Source organism: Marinobacter sp. B-21, assembly GCF_056857895.1.
Map to the genome: position 1 here is coordinate 12,880 of NZ_JBSXNZ010000057.1, position 25,956 is coordinate 38,835.

Sequence of the window (25,956 nt, forward strand, 5' to 3'; positions counted from 1 at the left end):
GAATGTGCGGTTTTGCAGGTTTTGCCGGGGCTGGTCGTAATATTGACAAGGACTCCTGCGAGACAAGGCTCCGGAAAATGGGGGAGGCCATTGTCCATCGTGGGCCTGATGCCGGTGGGGTGTGGCTGAACGATGCCTTGTCTGTTGGCCTGTCCCATCGTCGTTTATCCATTCTGGATTTGTCGCCCCTTGGTGCTCAACCGATGGTATCGGCTTCGGGCCGGTTTGTGATCGCTTTCAATGGAGAAATCTATAATTTCCAGGCATTGGGCGAAGAGCTGCTGGCTGATGGGGCGCATTTCCGCGGCCATTCGGATACAGAGGTTATGCTTGCGGCCTTCGAGGCCTGGGGCGTGGAAGCCGCGCTCGGGCGATTCGCCGGCATGTTCGCCTTTGCGTTGTTTGACCAGCAGGAACGGCGGTTGTACCTGGCCCGGGATCGTATGGGGGAAAAGCCCCTGTATTACGGGTGGCAGGGCAGTACCCTGGTCTTTGGCTCAGAGCTCAAGGCGTTGCAACAACACCCTGAATGGCAGGGCGAAATTAATCGCGGCGCCTTGCCTTTGCTGGTTCGGCATAACCTGATTCCTGCGCCCCACACGATTTACTCCGGTATTTTCAAGCTTCTGCCTGCCTCGTTTGTTGCCGTTGACCTTGCGCGTCTTGAGCCGGGGCAACTGCCGGAACCCTCTCGTTATTGGCGCCTTGAGGATCAGTTTGTTGAATCCGATGATTGGACGGTGGAGGCCGCTGCGGACCATCTTGAAGCGCTGCTTACCAAGGTGATCGGTGAGCAGATGGTGTCTGATGTGCCGCTGGGGGCTTTTCTCTCCGGCGGAGTGGATTCTTCAACAGTCGTGGCCCTGATGCAGAAGCAGGCGTCGACCCCGGTTAAGACCTTCAGCATCGGTTTCAATGAGGAAGGTTTTAATGAAGCAGAGCACGCCGCTGCCGTAGCGCGGCATCTGGGAACGGACCATACTGAACTGTATGTGACTGAGCAGGATGCCCTGAAGGTAATTCCGCTGCTGAGTAAAATGTACGATGAGCCTTTTGCGGATTCCTCCCAGATACCGACCTTTCTGGTCAGCGAAATGACCCGCAAAAAAGTGACCGTGGCGCTGTCCGGTGACGGTGGGGATGAGCTGTTTTGTGGCTATACCCGCTATCCTGGAACGCTTGACGCGTGGAACCGCCGGGGGGCTGTAAAATCCAGAGTGGAAAACCTGTTCTCCAGGTTGCCAGAAAGCCTTTCAGTGCCAGTTGCCCGGGCGTTAATGCCGTCCCAGCGCCATCGCAGCAGCGGTGGTATTAGTTTTCGCCTGGATGCAACCCGGGCGGCGGCGGGCGCGGGTGATCTGTCGGAGTTCTACCGTCGCCGGGTGTCGCTCTGGCCCTACCCTGGCAAGGTTGCGGGAAAGGGTGAAGAACCGGTATATGGCTTGAATGAAACCATGCCGGAGACGGTTCCCGAGACTGGGTTGAAAACGCTGATGTGGCGTGATCTGAACTGGTATCTTCCGGATGATATCCTTGTAAAGGTGGACCGAGCGGCCATGGCTTGCAGCCTGGAGACCCGGATTCCAATGCTGGATCACCGTGTAGTGTCCTTTGCGTTGGGGTTGCCTGCCAGCCTCAATTTAAAGGACGGAAGAGGAAAGCAGGTGTTGCGATCGGTTCTTTATCGCCATGTGCCGAGGGAAATGATCGATCGGCCGAAACAGGGATTCGCTGTGCCCGTCGGCAGTTGGCTTCGCGGCGCACTGCGGGAGTGGGCGGATGCCTTGCTGGAGCCTTCCCGGCTTCGTGAACAGGGATACTGGAATGTCGACACGGTTCGCTGGTTCTGGCTTGAACATTTGTCTGGCCGGGAAGATTATAGCTTTCAGTTGTGGGGCATCTTGATGTTCCAGGCTTGGCTTCAACATCAGTGTGAGGGCTCCCTACATGAAGGATAGAGTTTATGGGCTACTGAGGCGTTTGGGGGTCTTTTGGTTCTCGGGACTTTTTTTCAGAAAGCAGTTGCTGATTCTCTGTTACCACGGAATTTCAATTTCTGATGAGCACAATTGGTGGCCGGGAGTGTTTATGACGGAACAAAAATTCCGGAAAAGACTAGAAATTCTTAAAGAAGGCGGCTACCGGGTTATCGGTCTTGGCGAAGCGCTTCAGAAATTAGACGATAACAAACTCCCAGCGAAATCAATAGTCATTACTGCAGATGATGGTTATCTTAATTCCCCGCAAACTTTTGCTAAAGCCTGCTTGGATTTTGGTTACCCAAGTACAATTTATGTAACTTCGTATTACGCTGAAAAACAAACTCCAATATTCAATGTGACAGTTCAGTATCTGTTCTGGAAAATAAATGAATTAGAACTATGGGGTGATTTTTCAAAGATTGGATTGACCGGTACTAGCTACCTTGATATTTCAACCGCAGAAAAGCGCAAAGAGATCGCCCAGCAAGTGGTCACGTTTGGACGGACCCATTGTAACGAAGAACAGCGGCAGGACATTCTGAGAAATATTTGTGGTTTGGTTGGGCAGGATTATGCAAGCCTGGCAAGGTCCGGAATGTTCCGGTTGATGGGGGCGCCCGAGATCAGGTCTATCGCAAATTCAGGTATCGATGTTCAGCTTCACACTCATCGGCATTCTTTTCCGGTAGATCAGGCTGCGGCTTCAAGGGAAATTGAGGAAAACAGAGAGTTTTTAAAGCCTTTGGTTAAAAGGCCCCTCGAACATTTTTGTTATCCGAGTGGTTTTTGGGAACCTCGTCAATTGCCGTGGTTGCGGGAACTGGGTATTCAGTCCGCGACGACCTGCCGATTGGGCTTTGTTTCCCGGAATTCTGATAAGCTATGCTTAAATAGATACCTCGACAAGCAAACTATAAGTGATCATGAATTCAGGGCCGAAATCTCCGGTTTTCTGAACATAGCTCGCCGGATACGAGGCAAGGTAAAAATTTTATGGAAATAACTGAGAAGAACCTTGATACAACCACTGATATCTTAGGTTTAAAGCGTGAAGATTTTAATTGGGACGATTTCAGACGCGCAATTGAGATTGCTCGTGAGCTTCCGATTAAAGGTGGTTACAATTCCATCGGCGAGCTGAAATATTTTTTCGAGAATATTGAGAAGGAAACAGGACCTGATTACTCGGAACTGATAGCCAGAACATTGTTGTTGGCTTTCATTGATAAGAAATTTTGGAAACCAAGGTGCCAAGTACCTGAATCTGTCGCAATAGAGCTGGATGAAGAACGGGAGCGGATAAAATCAGAGGTGCTGGGGAGTCCCAAGGGACATTATAGTTCGTTGTCGGATGCGTTCTATAAAGACTTTTCTATTCTACGAGGAAAATCGATGCCAGTATATACTGGCATCGTCGATACCTATACGGCGCTATGGAGGCGGCCGCTCGTATTTGGGGCGTTAATTCAACGCGTGAAATTTCTTCGCTTGTTGCTTAAACCTCCATTGGGCAGGCACTATTTTTTTCAGCATCACACTCACACCAGTCTGCTTCGGCGCTTCAATTCAGAGGGTTGGAATCGTACCTACGATTTGGTGGCTGAACTCTTGGTAGCCAACGAAGATCACAAGGGTTTCTGCGGTGCAAGTTGGTTTTATGACCCGCAACTTGAAAATATTAGTCCCCGATTGGTTTATTTAGCTGCGGACCCCATTGCAGGTGGCGCTGAGCGTTTTCATTTGGGAGAAGATCATACCGGCAGCGCACTTAGCAAGTCTAATACGCGGGTAAAATTTTACGATCAAGGGAAATACCTTCCACAATCCTACTTGCTGGTGTGGTACCGAAAATCCATGATATCCCGTATAGGTGCTCAGAACTGAAGCTGAAAAGAAGAATTACTCTCCCGGAAATGTCAACGGTTTTCAACCATTCGGGAGTTTGATCATCGGGCGTGATTGAATAATCATATTTGGCGCCGGGAGCGGTTTGAATGACAAACCTGTACTACTTCGCGCCAGTTTGTGTACGTATCGTTATGGATGAGCACAATGAAAGACTTCAACCCGTTGGTATCGATAATCACGCCAACATTTAATCGTCAGAATTACCTCCCCGTTGCGATCGATGGTGTTCTCTCACAATCCTATAGTAACTTTGAACTTCTGATAATTGATGATGGCTCTACCGATAATACGGGTGTTGTGGTCGCTGAGTATCTGGATGACCCTCGTATAAGATACTTTCATCAGGAGAATCAGGGCCAGAGCGTTGCCCGGAATCTCGCCCTGGAAGTGGCTAGTGGCGATTTTGTGTGTTTTCTCGATTCGGATAACTACTGGCCTGCCGAGAAACTCGCGCAGCAGATTGAGCTTTTCAGGCATCATCCCGATTGCGATGTCATTTATGGGGATATCATTGCTATTGATGAAAACGGCCGGGAAATCACTCGAGAGAACATGAGGCGCTATTCCGGCCATATTGCCAAGCACATGATTCGGGATAATTGCGTGAGCATGAATACGGCTATGGCTCGGCGCAGTTGCTTTGACAGGCTTGGAGGGATAAGTGGCAAGCGGCGGGTTGCGGATGACTACGATTTATGGCTTCGGTTTTCGGCGAAATACCGTTTTCTCTACGTTCCTGAATTCCTAGCTTACTACCGGGTAATGGATGATCAGATTTCTTCGGACAAAACCCGTCGTCTTGATTCCAACTGGCAGATCATCACCGATTTTAGGCGGGACTTTCCAGACGCCATGTCTGAACAAGAGTTCGATGCGGGATTTGCTTTCTTTCACAGCAGGAGGGCTCGCTATCTGGCGAGCCAGTGCGCTAGACGCGAGGCTCTGTTGGAAATGCTAAAAGCATTCAGATTGCAGCCGCTGCGACCTGCGTTATGGCGTAGTCTTGTCGCTGTTCTGCTGAGGTAGATGGTCGCGATAATCGTATTGTGGGCTTTCAATGGCAACTGTTAGCGTAGTGACACCAACCTACAACAGAGCCCGGTTCCTGCCGGATGCAGTCGCCAGCGTGCTGGCTCAGACTTATGCTGATCTTGAGCTCATCATTGTGGATGACGGATCTGTAGACGATACCTGCAAAGTGTTGGCGCCTTTTCTTGCTGACAGGCGAGTTCACTACTTCTATCAGGAGAATCAGGGCCAGAGCTTTGCCCGCAACCTGGCCCTCAATCAAGCGGCGGGGGATTATATTGCGTTTCTCGATTCAGATGATGTCTGGGCTCCGGAAAAACTGGAGAAACAGCTGGCTGTTTTTCGGTCAAATCCCCATGTTGATATCGTCCATGGTGATGAGGCTACGATTGATGAGCAGGGCTCGGTCATCAGCCTGAAAAATATGAGGCGTTACTCAGGTCGTATCACGCGTTATCTTTTGGCTGACAACAGCGTGAGCATCACCACGGCGATGGTGAGGCGTCGATGCTTTGATGAGATGGGCGGTTTCGACACCTCGGTGGGTGTTGCTGATGACTACGAGCTCTGGCTAAGGTTTTCCGCTCGTTACCGATACCATTATGAGCCGGGGATGTGTGCCTCTTATCGGGTAATGGCAGACCAGATTTCGTCCGATAAGCGCAGACGGTTCGCCGCTAACGAGCGGATTATCCGTGAGTTTCTGGCGAGGTACGCTGACGTTCTGTCTCCAGAGGAGCGGCGCTGGGGCCTGGCCCGATTCTACTGCCGCAAGGCCAGATACTTGGCACTTGCCGGTGAACGTCGCGAGGCATTTGGCACCATAATGATAGCGTTCGGCAACGCGCCTCTGGATTCGGCTGTCTGGAGAGCACTTTATCGCGTTTTGGTGTCGCAAAAATGACAGAAGACATTGTCTCTTCCGTTGCAGCATTGCCCCGGTGTGTTCCCTGGCAAGCGAAATACCGGGAAGGAGTCGTCAGGCTGTTCAGAGATGTGCCCTATAAGGATCAACTCTGGACCTGGCAGTTTGAATCCAACCCGTTCGCATTGCCGTTCACCCCTGTTTTGCTCGTAGACAACGACGATCAGGTTGTCGGATTTAATGGCGTGATGGCCGTCATCGCCACGGACAGGGGTGAACAGATGCCTGTTTTGTGGAGCTGTGATTTTTATCTGGCGGAACAATGGCGTGGTCGGGGGCTTGGAACTGAAATCAAACATGAACTTCACACGCAATCACCAGTTATTATGGCGTTTGGCATAAGTGAGCGAGCAAGCGATGTTCTTCGGCATCTTGGCTGGGTTCCGGACACCTCTGTACGAAGTTATCGCATGGTTTGTAGACTAACGAAGTGGCGTAGCCTGGCGTTATGGTGTATCCAACAGGCCAATCGCATTATTGGACGCGCGCGCAGTGTGACTTATGTCGTCGCTGTGGCGAGAGGGCTGGAACTATCGGTGCACTCTTGCCTTCCAGAGCAATGCCGAGTTGATGCGCTAAGCCTGTCGGATTTCTACCGCCAGTCCGTTTCTTTCTGGCCAGACCCAGCCATGGCCCTGGTGGAACCGGGCGAGGGCAGTTATGGGTTGACGGCCCCACTTCCGGGCCGGGTACCCGACAATGACCTGAAAACGCTGATGTGGCGGGACCTGAACTGGTATCTGCCAGACGATATTCTGACCAAGGTGGACCGTGCCGCTATGGCCTGCAGCCTGGAAACCCGTATCCCCATGCTGGACCATCGGGTGGTGTCGTTTGCAATGGGGCTGCCCGCGTCTCTGAATATGGAGGGAAATGTCGGCAAGCAGGTGCTTCGGTCGGTACTGTACCGCCATGTGCCCCGGGAACTGATTGACCGGCCGAAACAGGGTTTTGCAGTGCCTGTCGCGGCCTGGCTGAGAGGGTCTTTGCGGGAGTGGGCGGAGACTCTTCTGGATCCGGTGAAGCTGAGGGAGCAGGGTTACTGGAAAGCGGACATGGTCCGGCAGGTTTGGAGTGAACACCTTTCTGGCAGGGAAGACTATAGTTTTGAGTTATGGGGTATTCTGATGTTTCAGTCGTGGCTAGACTGAGTGGACATCATAATTCGATAGATGGGTTAAAATATTTCGAATCATGGTTAAAGGGCATCGTTGTGGCGAATGAAAATCCGTTAGTTTCTGTTATCACACCCACCTTTAATAGGTCTGATTTTTTGCCTGAGTCTATAGATAGCGTGCTTGCTCAAACCTATCAAAACTTTCAGCTTATAATTGTAGATGATGGCTCAACTGATACCACAAGAGAGGTAGTCGAGCCTTATCTGACGGATCAAAGAATAAAATATTTTTATCAGTCCAACCAAGGTCAAAGCGTAGCAAGAAATAGAGGCATATCTGAGTCCAGTGGAGAGTTTATCTGCTTTCTCGATTCTGATAACGCGTGGTTGCCTAACAAACTTGATCGTTCTCTTCTGGAATTTAGCCGGTTTCCACAGTCTGATATCGTTTATGGAGACGGCATCTTGATTGATGAGAAGAGCGCTGAGATCGGTAAGAATACCATGAAACGTTATTCTGGCCGCATTACTCATCACCTGCTAAAAGATAATTTTGTAAGCATGAATACCACTATGACACGTAGAAAATGCTTTGCCGAGTTGGGCAGCTTTAATGAATCAGATCGTGTAGCGGAAGATTATGAGTTGTGGCTCAGGTTTTCTACCAGGTTCGAGTTTCGTTATATTCCCGAATTTTTGAGCTATTATCGAGTTATGGAGAACCAGATTTCGTCCGATAAGATAAAGCGATTATCCAGTAACGAAAGATTGCTTCTGAAATTTCTTGAGCAGTATCCTGATGCTGTTACGAGCAGGCAACGGCGGCAGGGTCTGAGCCACTTTTATATTAGAAAAGCCCGTTATGAAATATCTATTAAATCGTTCCGGGATTCCATTTACGACATCGCCAGGGGGATTAATTATTACCCTTGGTGGCAAGGGCCCTGGCGAGCGTTGGGCAAACTACTCATAAAAAGATAATCGTCATGGATGACTTCAGGAGCGTGCAATGGTGGTCATTAGCGTAATTACGCCCACCTATAACAGGGCCCGGTTCCTGCCGAACGCGGTCGCCAGTGTTCTGGCTCAGACTCATGCTGATCTTGAGCTCATCATTGTGGACGATGGCTCTGAAGACAATACCCGTAATGTCTTGAAGCCCTTTCTTGCAGACAAACGGGTTCGTTATTTCCACCAGGAAAACCAGGGCCAGAGCCATGCCCGTAATCTCGCCCTTAAGCAGGCGACGGGGGATTTTATCGCGTTTCTTGATTCCGATGATGTCTGGGCTCCAGACAAACTGGAGAAGCAACTGGCTGTTTTCCGGGCAAATCCGGAGGTTGATATCGTTCATGGTGATGAGGCCATAATTAACGAGCAGGGTGCGGTTATCAGCCTTCAGAATATGAGGCGTTATTCCGGCCGGATCACGCGGTATCTGTTGGCTGACAACAGCGTGAGTATTACCACGGCGCTGGTGAGGCGGCGGTGCTTTGATGAGATGGGCGGTTTCGACACCTCGGTGGGTGTTGCTGATGACTACGAGCTCTGGCTGAGGTTTTCCGCCCGGTACTGTTACCAGTATGAGCCCGGCATTGTCGCCTCGTATCGGGTGATGGCGGATCAGATTTCATCGGATAAGCGCAGGCGATATGCTGCGAACGAGCGGATTATCCAGCAATTTCTGGCGCGGTATGGTGAGGTTTTGTCTCCCGGTGAACGTCGCTGGGGGCTGGCCCGTTTCTATTGTCGCAAGGCAAGGTACTTTGCCAGTGCCGGTGAGCGTGGCAAGGCCGTCGGCGCCATTGCCGGGGCACTGCGCAATGCGCCGCTGGATTCGGTTGTCTGGCGAGCGTTGTATCGCGTTGCGGTGCCCCGAAGATGACACAGGGTACAAAGGTAAGCGCGGTGCCTGCTGGTAGCGGGGTGCCCCGATGTGTGCCCTGGCAGGCGAAATACCGGGAAGGCGTGCTGAGGCTCTTCCGGGAAGTGCCCTACAAGGCGGAGCTGTGGCAGTGGCAATTTGAGTCCAATCCGTTTGGTTTGCCTTTCACGCCCGTTGTGCTGGTTGACGACGAGGACACAGTGGTGGGATTCAACGGCGTGATGGCCGCTCGCGTGACCGACCGGGGAGACGCAATAAGGGTTTTGTGGAGCTGTGATTTTTACCTCGCTGAGCAGTGGCGTGGGCAGGGGTTGGGGAGTGTCATCAAGCACGAACTGCATAGGAAGGCACCTTTAATCATGGCCTTTGGCATCAGTAACCGGGCCAGCGAGGTGCTCCGTCACCTGGGTTGGGTGCCCGATGAATCGGTGAGAAGCTACCGGATGCTACGCCGGCGCAAGGGGCTTCGCAGCTGGTTGCTGGGCGGTCTCCAGTGGCTGAATCGCCTACGGAGGGCTTTCTCCGCCGTGCCGGGCATCTCTGGAATGAGTATTAAAGTACACTCAAACCTCCCCGAAAGGGCACGGGTTGATGCGCTCTGGGAACGTTGTGCCCCGGAGTATGGAAGGATTGTTAAAAGAGACTTTGGTTACCTTGACTGGCGTTACCAGCGGCACCCGTTGGGCCGGTACGGGTTCGTTTGTGCCTGGTATGACGATGAGCTGGCGGCAACACTGGTTACCCGGTTCAGCCAGGGCACATTGCGTATTGTCGATTATTGCGGTCCGGCCCGGAATCAGCCGCTGAAACGTGCCCTTGTGGGTGCAGCGGTCCGGCACTGGCCCCACGCAGATCAGGTGTTTTCTGTTACCTCGGATCCGGGGCTGGCGGAAGCGTTTCTGGCGGAAGGCTTTGTTCAGCTCCGGGGCCGGCCACGTTTCTATATTTATGAACCGGGGGGGCAGCCTTCCGGATCGTCTGCCTGGTTTATTATGGCCGGTGACTCCGATGGGGAGTTCCTTCAGGCCGCCAGTGATTTTTACAACCCGGAAACCGTGCCGGGTGTGTCGGCTTTGGAGCGTGCACCATGCTGAGGGTTAAGCCGGTTTCCGAGGCAGGATTTGCCGCCATGGCGGAGGAATGGCAGGCGTGCCTTGGAGCCTCCGATGCCAATCCACTGTTCATGAGCTGGCCTTGGCTGTATAGCTGGTGGGAAACCTGGTCCCAGGTTCTGGGTATGGAATTGGTGCTGCTCGGCGTCTTCGATCAGCGGGGTGAGCTAGTCGGCATTGGCCCTTTCTGTCGCCGGGTTCTGGTGACGCCTGGGGGTGTTCGGGTTGCCCGCCTTTTTAGGATCGGCAATGCCTGGCGGCTTGCGCCAACGGTGCGGACGGAGTATTGCGCAATCATTGCCCGTCGGGGCTATGAGCAGGCGGTCACGGCGGCGCTTGTTCCGGCGCTGGAACAGCTGGAATGGGATGAGCTGATCTGTACCGATGTGCCCGTGGATCAGCTGGAGAGCCTTAAAGTCGGGCGGTTTTATGACCAGCGGGGTTATCGGATGATTCACCGAACCGAAGATGTCGGAATTCGCATCAATACCACTGGCCGCTTTGATGACTGGTTGGCCGGGCTTGGAAAGAATACCCGGCTTAAAGCCTATAACCGCAGATCGTACTTGAAAAAACAGGGTGAGCTTGTTTTTCTTGACCATGAGGAAGGCCGTGATGGGGACTTTTTTGAGCGCCTCAATGCTTTCCATATGAATCGCTGGGGGAAACCGGCGTTCGACAGGGAGGCGCTAAGGTTTCACCGCCTGCTGCTGCAAAGGCTACATCTGTGTGAAGGTGAGCCGGCTATGAGTCTGATCTTGTACAATGACCAATGTGTTTCTGTTTTGTATGATTTGGTGGTTCGCGGCTGCCGATATAATCTTCAGGCCGGGTATGAGGAGGATTTCGACCCGAAAGTGTCCCTGGGTTATCTTCACCTGGGGCTCGCGATTGAAGCTGCTTTCAGTCACGGGACAACGAGCGCCTATGATCTGCTCGCCGGTAATGGTAAAAATCAGTTCTATAAATCGCACTTTCATGGTGAAGCAGTGCATTTCTCCACATTCCAGGTAGTTCGCAGCCCTCTGCTCAAGGCTCTGTATCGTATCCAGGCGGCCAGCCCCCCGTTTATGGCGAGGGGGTTCAATCGTAGGGTGGGATTGTGATCCTGTCGTGGCAAAAACCGCTGCGTGCAGGCACAATGAACCGGGGATCGGCTGGCATGTAAGGGATGTAGACGTATGACGATTGAAAGGATTCGTTTTCGCAGTTTGATCCAGACAGTATTTCCGTTCCTTATAGTATTTGGCGCCCTTTCCCTACTTATCTGGCCAACCGTTGAGGGTATTGTCAGCCGGTGGCTCAGGTTTGATGAATCCTACTCTCACGGTTTTCTGCTGCTATTGGTTTCTGTTTTTCTGATATTCCGTGTGCTGAAACAGCGAGCTCTGGTACCCGGTTTTTATCCCTTGTGGCTAATGCCCTTTGTGCTGGCGCTGCTAGCCTATGGTCTGGGTGATCTGCTGCGGGTGCAGGCGCTCCAGCATCTGATGTTGGTCCCACTACTGCTTGGTGCGCTGGCCATTCTTTTAGGATGGAAGCAGGTCCGGTTCTTTATTGCGCCGGTAGGGTTGTTGTTTTTCGCGATGCCGGTCTGGGACTTTCTATCCTGGACGCTTCAGGTCATTACGGTAGAAATCAATCAGTTGTTACTCGGCCTGTTTGATATTGAGTTTGAAATTGAGGGTGTGTTTGTTTATCTCATAGGGGTGGGGGCCTTTGAGATTGCCAATGGCTGTTCGGGTTTGCGGTACCTGCTGGTTGGCCAGTCGTTGTCGCTGATCTATGGCGAGTTGAATCTGCGCACCCTTCGCGCCCGTGTAATCCTGTTTGCGACGAGTGTGTTACTTGCGCTTTTCGCCAACTGGATAAGAGTTTTCGTGATTATTTACATGGGCCACGAAACCAACATGCAATCCTCTCTGATTGAAGACCACGAAAGTTTTGGCTGGTGGGTGTTTGCAGCCACCTTGATTCCTCTGTTCCTGGTGGGTCGACGACTGGAGTCGATGAAGGCAGAGCGGGACTCGGATCAGAAGGTGGAAGCGACTGAACCTTTGGCATCGTTTAGCCGCACTGGCGCCATGGGGCTGAAAGTTGGTGTTGTTGTCACCGCTCTTTTGCCGGTTCTGGTATGGGCCGCGTTGCCATCATCGGATCGTGCCATTAAGCCGGAACCTCTGGCTTTGAACCTTGAGCTGGTTGGGGAACGTTACGGTCCGCTTTTCTCAACCAACCTGGAGGGTTGGCGTCCAAGAGTTCAGAATCCAGACTGGCTGTATACCCAGACACTGTTTGACCGGAGACGTGCTGGCGATCAGTCGGGGCTTGGTGAGTCCCTTTTTGCGGCGGTGTACAGTTATGACTATCAGCGGGAGGGTGCTGAAGTAATCCAGTATTCGAATCGGGTTTATGATCGGGAGCAATGGTATCCAGAGACATTTTTCACTCTGCCCGGGCCAGGGAAAGTTCCCCTCAAAGGCTTGACGCTTCGTCAACGGTTTACCGACACGCGGATCCACATTGCCTACACCTATTACGTAGAGGGATTCTGGGAGACGGATAACCTGAGAGCCAAGCTAGCCCAGGTTTGGGGGCTTATGAATTCCCGTAGCGATGCTTCTTTGATCGTGTTTGCTGTGTATTGCGAAGACTGTGATGGGAAAAATCGTTTGTCTTCAATAATAGATTCAGTGATGGAAGAGGTGGTGACCGCTGTGGATAAACAAGTTGCGGAAAAGAAAAGAGGCGGGGACTAACGCACTACCTTCCTTGCGCAACAATTACGATGAGTAAAGTGCTGTTGTTGCGAAGGAGGGAGAGTGCCACCAAAGCCTACGAGCGGTTCGGTATTATGTGGCGGTAGTTATGGCGTCTGTGTCTTTCCGCGTTTACCCCCGGTCACCAAACTTCTCCAGCACCCGTTTTGCGTCCGCATCGCGGCCGTTGGCGCGATAGGCCTCAGCCAGGTGCATGGCAATTTCCTCCGAATCAGGCTGCAGCTCGTGGGCTTTTTCAAGCACGGGCAGGCTTTCTTCCGTTTTTCCCGCCTGGAACAAAATCCAGCCGTAGGTGTCTGCAATGGCGGCGTTGCCGGAGTTCAGCTCGAAAGCTTGCCTGGCCAGTTCCATGGCGCGTTCGTCGCCTTGTTGGTGATAGATCCATGCCAGGTTGTTGAGTGCCACCACGTTCCGGGGTGTTACTTCAAGCAATTCTTCATAGGGCGGTATTGCCTTTTCAGGTGCCTCGTTTTCCTGGTGCAGTACCGCCAAGCTCATCAGCACCTGGGGGTTCCGTGGAAAAGCCTGGCGTGCGTTTTCGAGGGATTCGATCGCCTTATCGCGTTGTCCCGCCCGGGCCAGGGCGCGGGCATGGGCGACTTCCAGCTCGGCGGTTTGTTCCAGTTCAAGGGCAAGCTGATAGAACTCCGCTGCTTCCTGGTACTCTTCCCGCCTCTCAAAGTAGCGGGCTTCTATACGGAAGGGGGCGGCGGATTCCGGATGTTGTTGCTTGACGTCTCTCAGGATGTCCCGGGCCTCTCTGGCATTTCCCTGGGTGAATTCGATGACAGCCGCCTGGATGCCGATTTCTTCGTTCTCGGGGAAGAGTATGCGCCCCCGGCGAAGCACGTCAGTTGCCTGCTCCAGGCGTTCCCGCTGGGCCAACTGAGTGGCAATGCCGTGATACACGGCGGCAACCAGCGATTCTGCCGGGGCGGGGCTGGATTCGTCTTCCCGCTCAAGCAGTCCTGCGGTCAGCTCATCTGACCGTTGCGTGTCGTTGTCAATCAGCGCCGATTCCAGCAATATCAGCCTGGGGCCATACGCGTCCGGGTGTTTCTCCCGGACCTCTTCCATCAGCGCCTTCAGTTCTTCACGCGGCATAACCGAGGAGATCCCCTGCAGTGCCTGGCGATTGTCCGGGGACAGTTCAATGGCACGGCGGTAGTAGTCTTTTGCCTGATCTGTTTCATTGCGTAACCGTGCGAGATTGCCAAGGGCGTTAAGTCCGGCGGGATTCTCGCTATCCGCCTTTACGGCTCTCTGATAGTACTGCCTGGCCTCCTCGATATTCTCGGCGTTGGCGGCGACATTGCCGCGGGTAACCAGTGCGGCAACACTTTTTGGTTGCTCCTTAACCCAGTCGGAAGCCGCGGCGATGGCTGCATCGTTGTTGTTGGCGGATACATGGGCCTGGACGACCAGCAATCTTGCCCGCTCCGATTCCGGATCGCTCTCCAGTACTCGATTGGCCTGCTCGATGGCCCTGTCGGTTTCGCCTGTGCGCACCAGATACGTCGCATACCGCAGCCGCAGGTTGTTGTTGTCGGGGGCGAGGTCCAGCGATTTTTCGATGAACTGCTCGCCGCTCTGGGTGTCGCCGCTGACCAGTGAGGCGATGCCCACCAGCGCCAGGGTTTCCGGGTCTGAATCCTGGTCTTCGAGATTGGCAAGGATTTCCCGGGCGCCTTCGGGGTTGCGCATTTGTAGGCGGGTGGCCGCAAGTAGTTTTCTCGCCTGCGCGGAGTCGCCCATATCGGCAACCGGGGCCAGCAGGGCTTCAGCCTCCTCTGGCCGGCCCTGGCGATAGCGAATGAGGCCCAACATCAGTGCGGCCTGCTGCTGGCTCGGAGCCTGGGACAGTACTTCCTCAAGGTAGCGTGCGGCGTTATTCAGTTCGCCGTTGTTGAATGCCTCTTGTGCCGCTATCAGGTTGCTCCTGATGGTGCCAGGCGCTGATTTTGCGAGAATTTCTTCGTAGACAAAGGCTTCAGAGGATTTGCCCTGTTCCCGCAGGACATTGATCAGCGCCGACATGGTTTCAAACTTCTGGTATGTCATTATGTCGTACTGGCCGATGGTTTCCAGTGCATTGACGTAAGCCTGTTCGGCTTCAGCCCAGTCTCCGGCGGCGTGGGCCAGTCTCGCTTTCCAGAGCCAGAGCTCCACGCTGTCCGGGTTCAGCTCTTCAGCCTGAGCAATGTATTCGTCACCCTGCTCGGATTCATTCTGGCTGTATGCCACTTTCGATAGCCCGATCAGCGGCTCTGCTGTATTTGAATCGATGTCCCGGGCGGTGGAGTAGGCTTCCCTGGCGGCATCCGGGCGGCTTGCCGCCAGGTGGATATCACCCTTGATCAGGGCGCCTTTGAGTTGTTGAGCCCGATCCGGCTCCTGTAATTTTTCCAGAGCGGCCAGCGCTTTGTCATACTTTTGCTGCATCAGTCTGGCCTGGGCGCGGATCAGGACTGCATCGTTTAGATTCTGTTGACTTAGGGGCTGTTCGCCAACGTTCGAGAGAAGCCGATCCAGTTGACGTTCCGCATTGAGGGCATCGCCGGCGGTGAGCAGGTTATTTATGATGAGCAGGTACGGATCGATTCGATCAGGCTGCAATTCAATAGCACTGCGCGCCTCCAGCGTACTGGCCTTGAGCTCACCCTGGCGCTGGAAAAAGCGCGACTGGTCCAGGTGGCTGATATACTGGATTTCTTCCGGGCTCATTTCATTGTCGTCGCCGCCACAACCGGCGAGGGTCAGCGAAATGGCAACTGAAAGAAGGGTGGCACGTACTGCTGACACTGGTTTCATGGCCCTGTTCCTTTCCCTTATTGGGTCTTGTATTGGATTCCCTGTTTTCTACTCAGGCACTTGACGATTCAGACGAGTTTTTTATCCGGTATTTGTCGGTCAGGTTGTAAAGTGTTGGCCGGGTGACGCCCAGCAGGCGCGAGGCCTGTGCCATATTGAAACCGCAGGACTGAAGTGCCTGTAAAATGGCCGCCCGCTCGGCGTTTTCACGCACTTGCCGCAGGTTGAGCTGGCTCTCCGGGCTTCCCTCGTCGCAACTGAGCTGCAAGTCGGCGGCGGTCACCCGTTTACCATCCGCCATAATGATGGCTCGTTTCACCTTGTTGATCATTTCTCGCACATTGCCGGGCCAGGGGTGGCTCTTGATGGCGTTGATGGCGTCTTCAGTAAACGCCAGGTTGGGGCGGTCCATTTGTTTGCCCAGGGATTGCAACAACGATTGCGCAATCACAAGGGCGTCTCCCTCCCGGTCCCGAAGGGCTGGCACATCCAGAGTGATTTCGCTGATCCGGTAGTAAAGGTCCTCGCGGAAGGTACCCTGGCTGATGAGTTCCTGAACGTCCCGGTGGGTGGCGCACACCACACGTACATCCACCGATATCGGTTTAACCGACCCCACCCGGTCAACAACCCGCTCCTGAAGAAACCGGAGCAGCTTGGCCTGAAGCGCCATGGGCATGTCGCCAATTTCGTCCAGAAAAAGGGTGCCGCCGTTGGCACTTTCTATTTTGCCTTTTTTGCTTTGGGTGGCACCGGTGAACGACCCTTTCTCGAACCCGAACAGTTCACTCTCGAGCAGGTTTTCGGGGATGGCAGCACAGTTGATGGCAGCAAACGGTTTGTCCCCGCGATGGCTCAGATCGTGAAGGGCACGCGCCAGCAGTTCCTTACCGGTGCCGGTTTCGCCGGTGATCAGGGTGGTTACATCGGTAGGGGCGACTTTCTCAAGGGTACGGCAAACGGAGAGCATCTGGGGGCTGGCGGCAACAATGCCCTTGATGCTGGTGCCATTGCGCTGGTGCGCGAGTTCACGGTTGTTCCGTTCCAGTTCCGCCAGCCGGAATGCACGGTTCACCACAAAGGCAAGAATGTCGGCATCCAGGGGTTTCTGGTAGAAGTCGCTGGCACCCATGCCGATGGCTTTGACGGCGTTTTCTTTGTCTTCACGACCGGTAACGACGATCACCTTGGTCATCGGGGCCAACTGGAGAATGTCCTCAAGCAGTCTGAAGCCTTCTGTGGCGCCACCCGGGTCCGGTGGAAGACCGAGATCGAGCGTTACCACCTCCGGCTCCTCCCGCCGCAGGCAGGCGAGAGCTGCCTCCCGGTCCGACGCCAGGGATACTTCCAGGTCTTCGCTGAAACACCAGCGCATCTGGCTCTGGAGGCCGGGGTCATCTTCTACAATCAGGAGTCGTCTGGTCACAACGGCAACAAGTCCTTTTAAAGATACTTCCACACCACTGATTCTCAACCGAACATTGACACTTTGCAATGCCGGTTTTTGCTCATATTCAGTAATGACAATTAATTGGCGCTTTGTATGGGGTCCTGGGAGGCAGAAACTGGCCGCGATGCCTCAGCATCCTGTGTCTCGGGTTTTTCGTTCACGAGCGGGATCCGGATGGAAAAACAAGAGCCGATACCCGGCTCACTGGTGACATCAATGTCTCCTCCGATTTTCCGGATATATTCGCGGGCCTGATACGCACCGATACCCATTCCGGCGAGGCCCTTGGTGCTCTCGAATGGCTTGAATAACTGACCTGAGATAAATGCTTTGGTCATGCCTGTTCCCGTATCCTGAATGAACAGGACCGCGTTGCCTTTTGCGATTTTCAGGGCAATGGTGATTTCGCCATTCTGCGGGGTGGCATCCTGGGCGTTTTGGATGAGGTGGCCAAGAACGCTGCGGAGCTGCTCAAGGTCGGCTTTAATGATGGCATCTGGAATTTCTCCTTCCAGATGTGGGGCAGGGGCCTGACGTTGATGATGCCCGATAAGCTCTGCTACCAGCTTCGTAAGATTGACCGGCGTTAACGGGTCTTCATCATCGGCGCCAGGTCTGCGAATGTGGTCTACCAGGCCCGACATTTTCCGCACGGCATGGTCGGTGGTGTGGATCATGTCATCAACAAAGGCGGGGTTATTCCGGTGCTTCGGCGCGTTCTTCACCAGAAGTGACAGCTGGGCAATCACTGTTTTAAGGTCGTGAACCATAAAGGCCGAGGCCTTGCTAACCGCCTCGAACTGCATCGCCCGGGAGAGTCGGTTTTGCGCATCGGCCTGGGCGAGCAGGTTACAGGTCTGGCGGGCAACTACCTTGATCAGGTCGAAGTTCTCCCAATTCAGGGCAACACGGGCATAAGGGGTACCGACCAGAGCCATCCCGTAGAGATCGTTACCCAGGTACAGCGGAATGATCAGCCACCCGTCCGGGGTTTCTGCTATGGCGTCCGGTATTTCCACGAGGTCGTAGCTGACCGGGTCTGATTGGTATTCATGCAAATCGATAATCCATTCTCGGTTTGAGAAAAAACGGACCAGTTCAGCATCACTGTCAATCAGAGTGTGCCTGGGGGGGGATAGATTGATGGCAGCTTTCAGGGCATAGCCTTCCCTTTCTCCTTTCAGCCAGATTGCACCGCCATTGCTTTCGACCAGGCCCGCCAGAATGTGGATCACACGTTCGGGAACTGGCGGATCGTTGCTGAGATCCGCCAGTTCCCGGGTCATTTTCAGCCATTCTTCCCGGTAATCGTATTTGTAATCGAAAAAGTTCTGGCTGATCCGCACCATAAGTTTGGCGCGGATTCGCCGTGACAGCATGAGTGTTGTCAGGAAGACCAGTGAGATCGTGAAAAACAGGACCTGGAGTGCATCTCCCCACTCACCGCCGAGCACCTGAACATAATAGCCACCCAGGGCCAGGAACAGCAGATAACCGCCGGCGAATACCAGGGTTCCTGCGTGAAATACCGCTGAACGGGACAGCTGGAAATCGACAGGTTGTTTGCGTGTGTTGATGACGTTGACCGCAAACAGGGGGGTAAGCAGGGCATTAACGAACCCGCGGGCGTTCCAGAAGGAATCGGCTACATGCCCGAACAGCAGGGCATCGGTATACATGAAGAAATCAAAACCAAGGATGCTGGCAACGCCGATGCAGATGTATTTGATGCTGGAGCGGCCAAAGTTGGGGGAGTTTCTCCAGATCTGCTCCACCAGCGAAAGGCCCAGCAGGGAAAGGCCAATCTGGCCAAGCAGTTTGACTTTGCCGGTGGAGATGTCGACGCTTCCAAAATGCTCGATCACACTGGTACTGATTAACAGAACCAGCAGAATGACAACGCTGGCGCCGAGGATCTGTTTCACCTTGCCGGTGAGCCTGTTTTCCCGGAGCCCGTCTTTAAGCAGGGCAAACAGCAGGTAAACCCAGGCGGCGTCCCGGACCAGTTCAATCAGGTAGCGTAGGTTAAAGCCCGGGTGCCCCCAGAGACTCTGGCTGACAATAGCAAGCGCCCATAGGGCCGAAACGGCCGCTGCCAGAGCAAGAGCCCGGTCCACTCCACGACGCAAGTAGCGCGCGGCTACCAATATTCCCAGTAGCCCGAAGGTAATCGCCGCCAGCGAGTAGCTGAGTGCGTCCATGTTGCTGAGCATGCGTTATTGCCCCAAAAATAAATCCCTGTAAGAGCATAGCTACGTTTGGCGCTTAGGGTAAATTTCGCCTGTTACCCAAACCGCTAAACCGGCCTTTTGTTCTCTCGATAAAACCGAAAAATCTCCTTCAGCGACCGCCTGGGTTCGAACCCGAATTCCCTGGCAAACGCCCGCCCGTCAATCACCACTGGGTATTTGAAGAAGGCCAGCAGATATGACGGAAAGCTTTTCAGCTTCAGCGTACTGAGAATGAATTTCGGCAAAACAGGCGGAATCGATGGCACGGAAATGCGCCTGCAGCCGCAAAGCTTGAGCGCGTGCTGGTAGGCCACCCAATCCTGAGGCGCCACGTTGAACACACCCCGTGTCGGTGTTTTATACGCCAGTACGATGGCGTCTGCCATGTCATCAATATGTATGAACTGCATCATCGGGGAGAAGCCAGCCAGCACCGGCGCCCGTGAGCTTGCCAGAAGGGTGCTGATGGTATTGCGCACACCGGGGCCGACGATGTTGCATGGGCGCAGAATGGTGATGTTGAGTTCCGGGTAACGCCAGAGGTAGATGTTGGCCAGGTTCTCCAGTTCCACGGAATCGACGAGATCGGCGCTCAGGCCGGCGCTTTTCAGCGGGGCCGACTCATCAATGAGCGCTGGGTTGTAGGCCACCGCTCCGTATACATGAAAGGTGGAAAGTACCACCACGCGCTTGATGCCGTATTTGTGGCTCAGGTCCAGCAGTTTCTGGGTGCCGAGCACGTTTGCATTGTAGCGTCGCATGCGGGTGAGCTGGCTGGACATGATGCGGCCCATGTGGATTACGCCATCAAACCGGTAGCGCCGGAACAGGTCTTCAAAAACGCGCTTGTTGAAATCGATGCAGTAACTGGGAATATCGTCGCCCAGGTAGACCTGTTCCCGGAAATCCACAGCCACCAGATCGCAGGTGTCCCGGAGCTGGTTGATTACCTGTTGGGCAAGGGCACCGGCGGCACCGGTTATCAGGATGTGGGGTCTGCGTTGTTCGGTCATCAGAAAAGCCTTTTTCGTTCGCTCAGTCCCTTGTCGATCAGCCGGCTGATCTCGGCCTTGACCTTTTCCACCCGTTCAGTGACCTGTTCTTCCGGAATTTCCAGGTCGTCAAAAACCATAGGCGCTCCAAAATTCAGGTGCACCTTGGCTGGAAGTACCACGGGTAGGGCAACGGGCGCGTAGGGGATGCCGAGGGCTTTAGCCAGGGGCTTGATGTTGGCGATGGCCGGGATGGTTTCCTCGCAACCCACAACGCCCACGGGAACAATGGGCGCCTTGTACTTCATGGCCAGATGCATGAAGCCATTACCGAAGCGCTTGAGCTGGTACCGGTCCTGGTAGAGCTTGCCGGAACCGCGTACACCTTCGGGGAAGACGATCACGGCTTCGTCGTTGGCGAGCATCTTGGCGCAGTTGACCGGGTCTCCCAGTACCGCGCCGACTTCGTTAAGAAGGTTGCCCAGCCACGGCACGGTAGGGAAGAAGCGTTCAATCATGGCCCTGGGAATACGGGCGCTTTCCTTACGGGTCGCGAGGGCGTAGCCGACGAGCACGCCATCGATGGGTAACTGGCCGCTGTGATTGGCAATGATGAGTACCGGACCTTCAGCAGGTACCTTCTCTACTCCGTGGGCCTCAACCCGGAAGTATTTTTCATAAATCTGTTTGGTGATCGAGAGGCCATACTTCATGGCTTCGTTATTGTAGCCCCAGGGGTCGTACCCGAGGGTTCCGATGGGTTTGCGGATCCGGTTGATATGGTCGTCCAGTTCCGCTGGAACCAGTCTGGACTTCAGAAACGATGCCAGGCTCATGCTTTCCTTCCGATAAAAACGCCCAAGGTGTGGCTTTGTCCATTATTTAACACCCGGTAATCGCCTGCGGCATTGGCGGTTTCGACGCACAGCATCGATTGCCAGGCCGTGTCCGGGAAGTCCGACAGTTTTGCGGCCTTGGCGGGGCCGGGGTTCCAGACCACCGTTGAGTCGCTGCCCACAGCGGAAAGCTTACGCCCGGTTCTGGGTGTCACGATAGTCAGCGGTTCACCGCTCTCATAAATCCGGTCGGTTTCGCCTTCGAAATAGACCGGGCCGTCCTGTGTCCGGTATTCCCAGTTATCCAGGGTATCTGTGTATTGACTGCCACCAAGCCCCAGAACCCGTGTGCGGCTGATGTCGCTGGTGGGAAAATAGCTGTGCAGAGCCTGGGTGAAGGCGAGGGGGTCATTCCCCAGGTTTGTGGTGGTCAGTGCCAGCTGGCAACCCCGGATAGAGAAGCTGAAGGTGAACAGGGCCAGGGCGTGACCGGTCCAGACATTGCTGAAATCCTCATTGGCGTCCAGAGACAGGCTGATTTCTACCTCATGGGCGCTCTCGCGGACGTCCTCCAGCTTCCATAGGGCTGTGCGGGCAAAGCCATGGGCGCTTTCGGTATGAATCCGTTTCCGGACCTCTGGTGCGTTCTTGCCAGGATCGCCAAACCAGGGCCAGCAAACGGGAATGCCACCGCGGATGGCCCGGCCCGGTTCAAATCGGGCGGTGGGGCTCATCCACAGCCAGTCCGCTTCGTCCTGGGGTGCAAAACGGGCCAGGTGGGCGCCTTGCAGGACAATGGTGGCCTGAAACAGGGGGTGGTGCACCTCAAGCGCTTCCAGTTGCCCGATGGTTTTCCAGCGTGTGAAGGACCACTGGCCCGGAGTGAGTGATATCGGTGGCCTGTTACTGCTTTCTGACATGGTGAGCTACTGCTGACTGAAGCCGGTTAAGTGTATTCGCTTATACAGAGAGTAAATTAAAACTGCCGCTCCGGCGAGAATTGCGCCTAAAATACGCGCAAATTCTGCATAAGGCCCGCCGATGGGAACGCCCGTTGTCACCCCCATTCATGATCCCCTGATCGCTCCTGCCAGTGCTGTGCAAGTCGCTGTTGCTGGTAGTGATGTTCAGTCAGTGGGCCTGGTGCACGATCGGCCAGGCGCGGTTTCTGAAATCTGGCTGGATGAGCTGGCCCTGGGGCTGAGCGAGCAGGGCTGGATGGCACTGGATGTGCGGGCCCGGCTGGGCAGCGACCTGTTGGCGGCGTTACAGCAGGAAGTGGAAATTCTGGACCGCACGGATGCCATGCAAAGGGCGGGCATCGGCCGGGGCAACGATCTGGTGCGTGACCGGTCGGTTCGCCGTGACAAGATTGCCTGGCTGCAGGGGATCACCGCGCCCCAGGCCGCCCTGTTTGAATTCTTTGATGCTATCCGCCAGGGACTGAATCAACGCCTGTTCCTCGGCCTGAAGCGGTTTGAAACGCACTACGCCACTTATCATCCCGGGGATTTCTACAAAAAGCATCTGGACAGCTTTCAGGGCCGTGCGTCCCGTGTGGTCAGCCTGGTGCTCTATCTCAATGAGGACTGGCAGGAGGCCCACGGCGGCGCGCTTCAGGTGTTCAATCGGGATATTGAATACGAGGCATGCGGCACTGTGTTGCCCGAGGCCGGTCGCATGGCATTGTTCATGAGTGAAGAGATCCCCCACGAGGTGCTTCCAGCGAATCGTACCCGTTACAGCCTGGCCTGCTGGTTTCGCCAGGACGAGGTGCCCTTGCCGCTCTGAAAGCGGGTATCTGCGGTGGCTGTGGATTTCTCATTGTAGTCGGCAAACCCTTTTGCTAATATGCGCGCCGCTTTCAGGGAATTGTCCTGAAACGCCGTTATGGTGGCTCCATTGGTGCCTCCGCAACATGAAACCGTGAACCCGGTCAGGCCCGGAAGGGAGCAGCCGAAGCGGTGGAATTGTGTGCCGGGGTGTCGCTGATGGAGTCACCCCCAGTTTTCCCTTCCTGTAGTTGTTGTTACTCTGATTTTGCTAGTTGTTATTACTCTGATTTTTCCTCGATACCCGTAACCTTTGCTGCCTGTTTCCGGGATGAAGTTTGCTTCTTCTCACAACCGGTCCATGCTAAGGTTAAGCCCGTTTTTTCACTGCAGTTGACGGAACATGAGCTACCAGGTACTTGCCCGTAAATGGCGCCCACGCACCTTTGAGGACATGGTGGGCCAGGAACACGTGCTCCAGGCGTTGATTCACGCCCTGGAAAGCCAGCGTCTGCATCACGCATACCTGTTCACCGGTACCCGGGGGGTGGGCAAGACCACCATCGGCCGTCTTTTGGCCCGATGCCTCAACTGTGAAACTGGCATTACCCCGAATCCCTGCGGCGAATGCTCCAGCTGCAGGGAAATTCAGGAAGGCCGGTTTGTCGACCTGATCGAAATTGATGCCGCCTCCCGCACCGGCGTGGACGATATGCGGGAACTGACGGACAACGTTCAGTACTCGCCAAGCCGCGGCCGCTACAAGGTGTACCTCATTGACGAGGTGCACATGCTGACCAACCAGTCGTTCAATGCCTTCCTGAAAACCCTTGAGGAGCCGCCGGAACATGTCAAGTTCCTGCTGGCCACGACGGATCCCCAGAAACTGCCGGTGACGGTGCTTTCCCGGTGCCTGCAGTTCAACCTCAAGCGGATGACACCGGAACACATTGCCGGCCACCTGAGGCACGTGCTGGGCGTGGAGGAGATTCCGTTCGAGGAACCGGCGCTCTGGCTTCTGGCCCGTGCTGCGGACGGCAGCATGCGGGATGCCCTGAGTCTGACCGACCAGGCCATCGCTTTTGGTAACCAGAAACTGGCGGCCGGTGATGTCAGCAATATGCTGGGTACCATTGATCAGCGCGATATTGAACGTATCGTGAGTACGCTGGTTGAGGGGAATGGCCCGGCCCTGCTGGCGGAAATCAGCCGGATTTCGGATTTTGCACCGGATTACAGCGTGATCCTGGCTGATCTGCTTTCCCTGTTTCACCGGGTTACCATGGAACAGGTGGTGCCCGGAAGCGCCGATAACGCCCTGGGCGATGCGGAACAGGTGCAGTCCCTGGCCCGCAAACTCAGTGCCGAGGATGCCCAACTGTTCTACCAGTCTGCCCTGATTGGTCGAAAAGACCTGGCCATTACGCCGGATGCCCGTATGGGGTTCGAGATGACCTTGCTCAGGATGCTGGCTTTCCGGCCGGGTGCTGATCGCCGGGAGCCGCCCGCCATAAGTTCCGGCGGCCAAAGCGCCACGTCCGAGCCGCGGGATGAGCCCGACCCGGCCCCGGAACCTGACCAGCCAGAGCCTGGGCAACCTGAGCCTGAGCAGTCCGTGCCTGAGCAACCGGAGCCTGAGCAACCTGAGCCTGGGCAACCTGAGCCTGAGCAGTCCGTACCTGAGCTTGAGTCTGAGCCAGAACCGGAGTCTGAGTCAGAACCCGAAAGCGTTGCTCGCGAGCCTATGGGCGAATTTGTCTGGCACCGGGATTTTTCGGAGCTTGGCATTGTAGGTATGCCCGGCAATCTGGCCAGCCACGGAGCCATGGCCCGGGATGGTGACGCGATCACCCTGACCATTGACGAAGGCCACGCACGGCTCCTGAGCAGCCGGCACGAGGAAAAGATCCTGGCCGCCTTGAGAAACCGCTTTGGCGACGCCATTCAGTTACGTATAGAGCAGGGCGATCCGGGGCCGCACACACCGGCGGCCTATGACGCAGGGCAGCGAAGGGCCCGCCAGGAAGCGGCGGAAGCATCCATTCGGCGGGACCCGGTCGTACAGTCTATTGTTGAACGATTCGGGGCGCGGGTAGTCGAAGAGAGTATCCGGCCGGTAGAGACGGCGGAGACTGCAAAGACAAAAAGGCAAGCAGGAGATAAGGCATGATGAACAATATGGGCGATATGATGAAAAAAGCCCAGAAAATGCAGGAAGAGATGCAGAAAGCCCAGGAAGAAATCGCGAAAGCGGAAGTCACCGGTGAGGCCGGTGCCGGGCTTGTGAAAGTAACCATGAACGGCCGTCACGACGTTCGCAAGGTGGATATTGATCCGTCGCTGATGTCCGAGGAAAAAGACATTCTGGAGGACCTTCTGGCTGCCGCAGTGAATGACGCCGTACGCCGGGTTGAGGCCAATCAGAAGGATAAGATGTCCGGTATGATGTCGGGCCTGGGCCTGCCTCCCGGTTTCAAGATGCCGTTCTGAATTTCATCCTGCCGTAGTCTGAGGACATTTCATGGCGTTCAGCCCCCTGGTTGACGAGCTCGTCGAGTCCCTTCGTTGCCTGCCCGGTGTCGGGCAAAAGACCGCCCAGCGCATGGCCTTTCACCTGCTGGAGCGGGGCCGTTCCGGCGGCACCCGTCTTTCGGAGGCGCTGAACCAGGCCATGAACGGTGTGCGGCGCTGTGAAAGTTGCCAGAATTTTGCCGATACCGAAATCTGCGGCATCTGTGACAATCCCCAGCGACGCACCGGAACCCTGTGTGTGGTCGAAAGCCCGTCAGACCTGCTGGCCATTGAGCAGGCGGGTGATTACCGGGGTGGCTATTTCGTGCTGATGGGGCATCTGTCACCCATTGATGGCGTGGGGCCCGGAGAAATCGGCATCGAGCGGTTGTTGAGGCGGGTTCGGGAAGAAAGTGTTGCCGAGCTGATTCTTGCGACTAACCCCACGGTTGAAGGCGAGGCTACGGCTCACTACATTGCGGACCGGCTTGATGGCCGCGGGATTCTGATTACCCGGCTGGCCCATGGTATTCCGGTGGGTGGCGAGCTGGGCTACGTTGACGGCTTTACCCTGACCCACGCTTTTCGAGGCCGTAAACCTCTCTCCGAATAAAT

Annotated in this window: 21 protein-coding genes and 1 other RNA gene; 16 read left to right on the forward strand and 6 right to left on the reverse strand. The window is 54.9% G+C overall.

The window, feature by feature from the left end; all coding sequences use genetic code 11:
• The first annotated feature begins 2 nt into the window (after positions 1 to 2).
• The 11 genes from asnB (at position 3) to xrt (ending at position 12,717) form a co-directional block, all read left to right on the forward strand.
• Positions 3 to 1,958 carry an asparagine synthase (glutamine-hydrolyzing) gene (asnB, locus tag AC13C0_RS05470; protein ID WP_339750428.1) on the forward strand — a complete coding sequence of 652 codons (1,956 nt, stop codon included), beginning with the start codon at positions 3 to 5 and terminating at the stop codon, positions 1,956 to 1,958.
• A gap of 130 nt (positions 1,959 to 2,088) precedes the next feature.
• Positions 2,089 to 2,985 (forward strand): polysaccharide deacetylase family protein, encoded by an 897-nt coding sequence (locus tag AC13C0_RS05475; protein WP_339750430.1) that lies wholly within the window; start codon positions 2,089 to 2,091, stop codon positions 2,983 to 2,985.
• Positions 2,976 to 3,866, forward strand: a complete 891-nt coding sequence (locus AC13C0_RS05480; protein WP_339750432.1) for a hypothetical protein — start codon at positions 2,976 to 2,978, stop codon at positions 3,864 to 3,866. The genes AC13C0_RS05475 and AC13C0_RS05480 overlap by 10 nt, the downstream gene beginning before the upstream one ends.
• Positions 3,867 to 4,034: 168 nt before the next feature.
• Complete coding sequence (locus tag AC13C0_RS05485; protein ID WP_339750433.1) at positions 4,035 to 4,916, forward strand: glycosyltransferase; 882 nt, start codon at positions 4,035 to 4,037, stop codon at positions 4,914 to 4,916.
• 31 nt (positions 4,917 to 4,947) lie between these two features.
• Positions 4,948 to 5,823, forward strand: coding sequence for a glycosyltransferase (locus tag AC13C0_RS05490; protein WP_339750434.1), 876 nt, complete (start codon positions 4,948 to 4,950; stop codon positions 5,821 to 5,823).
• On the forward strand, positions 5,820 to 6,995 hold the full coding sequence (locus AC13C0_RS05495) for an asparagine synthase-related protein (protein WP_339750435.1): 1,176 nt from the start codon (positions 5,820 to 5,822) through the stop codon (positions 6,993 to 6,995). The genes AC13C0_RS05490 and AC13C0_RS05495 overlap by 4 nt, the downstream gene beginning before the upstream one ends.
• A gap of 62 nt (positions 6,996 to 7,057) precedes the next feature.
• A complete protein-coding gene (locus AC13C0_RS05500; RefSeq protein WP_227539426.1) occupies positions 7,058 to 7,942 on the forward strand; it encodes a glycosyltransferase in 885 nt (294 codons plus the stop codon).
• A 28-nt stretch (positions 7,943 to 7,970) separates the two neighbouring features.
• Positions 7,971 to 8,846, forward strand: a complete 876-nt coding sequence (locus AC13C0_RS05505; protein ID WP_117617286.1) for a glycosyltransferase — start codon at positions 7,971 to 7,973, stop codon at positions 8,844 to 8,846.
• A complete protein-coding gene (locus AC13C0_RS05510; RefSeq protein ID WP_162893669.1) occupies positions 8,843 to 9,940 on the forward strand; it encodes a GNAT family N-acetyltransferase in 1,098 nt (365 codons plus the stop codon). The genes AC13C0_RS05505 and AC13C0_RS05510 overlap by 4 nt, the downstream gene beginning before the upstream one ends.
• A complete protein-coding gene (locus tag AC13C0_RS05515) occupies positions 9,934 to 11,064 on the forward strand; it encodes a GNAT family N-acetyltransferase (protein WP_482954069.1) in 1,131 nt (376 codons plus the stop codon). Before AC13C0_RS05510 ends, AC13C0_RS05515 begins: the two co-directional genes overlap by 7 nt.
• A 75-nt stretch (positions 11,065 to 11,139) precedes the next feature.
• Positions 11,140 to 12,717: an exosortase gene (gene xrt, locus AC13C0_RS05520; protein WP_482954070.1), complete on the forward strand. Its 1,578-nt coding sequence runs from the start codon at positions 11,140 to 11,142 to the stop codon at positions 12,715 to 12,717.
• A gap of 132 nt (positions 12,718 to 12,849) precedes the next feature.
• Here xrt and AC13C0_RS05525 read toward each other — a convergent pair whose 3' ends face one another.
• The 6 genes from AC13C0_RS05525 to AC13C0_RS05550 all read right to left on the reverse strand — a co-directional run bounded on the left by AC13C0_RS05525 (position 12,850) and on the right by AC13C0_RS05550 (position 21,978).
• Positions 12,850 to 15,549, reverse strand: coding sequence for a tetratricopeptide repeat protein (locus AC13C0_RS05525; RefSeq protein ID WP_482954071.1), 2,700 nt, complete (start codon positions 15,547 to 15,549; stop codon positions 12,850 to 12,852).
• Between the two features lie 52 nt (positions 15,550 to 15,601).
• On the reverse strand, positions 15,602 to 16,975 hold the full coding sequence (gene prsR, locus AC13C0_RS05530) for a PEP-CTERM-box response regulator transcription factor (protein WP_117617281.1): 1,374 nt from the start codon (positions 16,973 to 16,975) through the stop codon (positions 15,602 to 15,604).
• 101 nt (positions 16,976 to 17,076) lie between these two features.
• Entirely contained in the window at positions 17,077 to 19,212 is a 2,136-nt protein-coding gene (prsK, locus tag AC13C0_RS05535) for an XrtA/PEP-CTERM system histidine kinase PrsK (RefSeq protein ID WP_482954072.1), read from the reverse strand.
• An 83-nt stretch (positions 19,213 to 19,295) separates the two neighbouring features.
• Positions 19,296 to 20,243: an SDR family oxidoreductase gene (locus tag AC13C0_RS05540; protein ID WP_482954073.1), complete on the reverse strand. Its 948-nt coding sequence runs from the start codon at positions 20,241 to 20,243 to the stop codon at positions 19,296 to 19,298.
• Positions 20,243 to 21,058, reverse strand: a complete 816-nt coding sequence (locus tag AC13C0_RS05545; RefSeq protein ID WP_482954074.1) for a lysophospholipid acyltransferase family protein — start codon at positions 21,056 to 21,058, stop codon at positions 20,243 to 20,245. Before AC13C0_RS05545 ends, AC13C0_RS05540 begins: the two co-directional genes overlap by 1 nt.
• Entirely contained in the window at positions 21,055 to 21,978 is a 924-nt protein-coding gene (locus AC13C0_RS05550; RefSeq protein WP_117617277.1) for a D-hexose-6-phosphate mutarotase, read from the reverse strand. Before AC13C0_RS05550 ends, AC13C0_RS05545 begins: the two co-directional genes overlap by 4 nt.
• 121 nt (positions 21,979 to 22,099) lie before the next feature.
• On the opposite strand from AC13C0_RS05550, the gene AC13C0_RS05555 reads away from it, so the two are divergent.
• The 5 genes from AC13C0_RS05555 (at position 22,100) to recR (ending at position 25,954) form a co-directional block, all read left to right on the forward strand.
• Positions 22,100 to 22,849 carry a 2OG-Fe(II) oxygenase gene (locus AC13C0_RS05555; RefSeq protein WP_117617276.1) on the forward strand — a complete coding sequence of 250 codons (750 nt, stop codon included), beginning with the start codon at positions 22,100 to 22,102 and terminating at the stop codon, positions 22,847 to 22,849.
• Between the two features lie 109 nt (positions 22,850 to 22,958).
• Positions 22,959 to 23,055, forward strand: an RNA gene (gene ffs / locus AC13C0_RS05560) — signal recognition particle sRNA small type.
• A 178-nt stretch (positions 23,056 to 23,233) separates the two neighbouring features.
• Positions 23,234 to 25,000, forward strand: coding sequence for a DNA polymerase III subunit gamma/tau (gene dnaX, locus AC13C0_RS05565; protein ID WP_482954075.1), 1,767 nt, complete (start codon positions 23,234 to 23,236; stop codon positions 24,998 to 25,000).
• On the forward strand, positions 24,997 to 25,320 hold the full coding sequence (locus tag AC13C0_RS05570) for a YbaB/EbfC family nucleoid-associated protein (protein WP_117617274.1): 324 nt from the start codon (positions 24,997 to 24,999) through the stop codon (positions 25,318 to 25,320). Before dnaX ends, AC13C0_RS05570 begins: the two co-directional genes overlap by 4 nt.
• A gap of 31 nt (positions 25,321 to 25,351) precedes the next feature.
• Positions 25,352 to 25,954 carry a recombination mediator RecR gene (gene recR, locus AC13C0_RS05575; protein ID WP_341582044.1) on the forward strand — a complete coding sequence of 201 codons (603 nt, stop codon included), beginning with the start codon at positions 25,352 to 25,354 and terminating at the stop codon, positions 25,952 to 25,954.
• Positions 25,955 to 25,956: the final 2 nt, after the last annotated feature.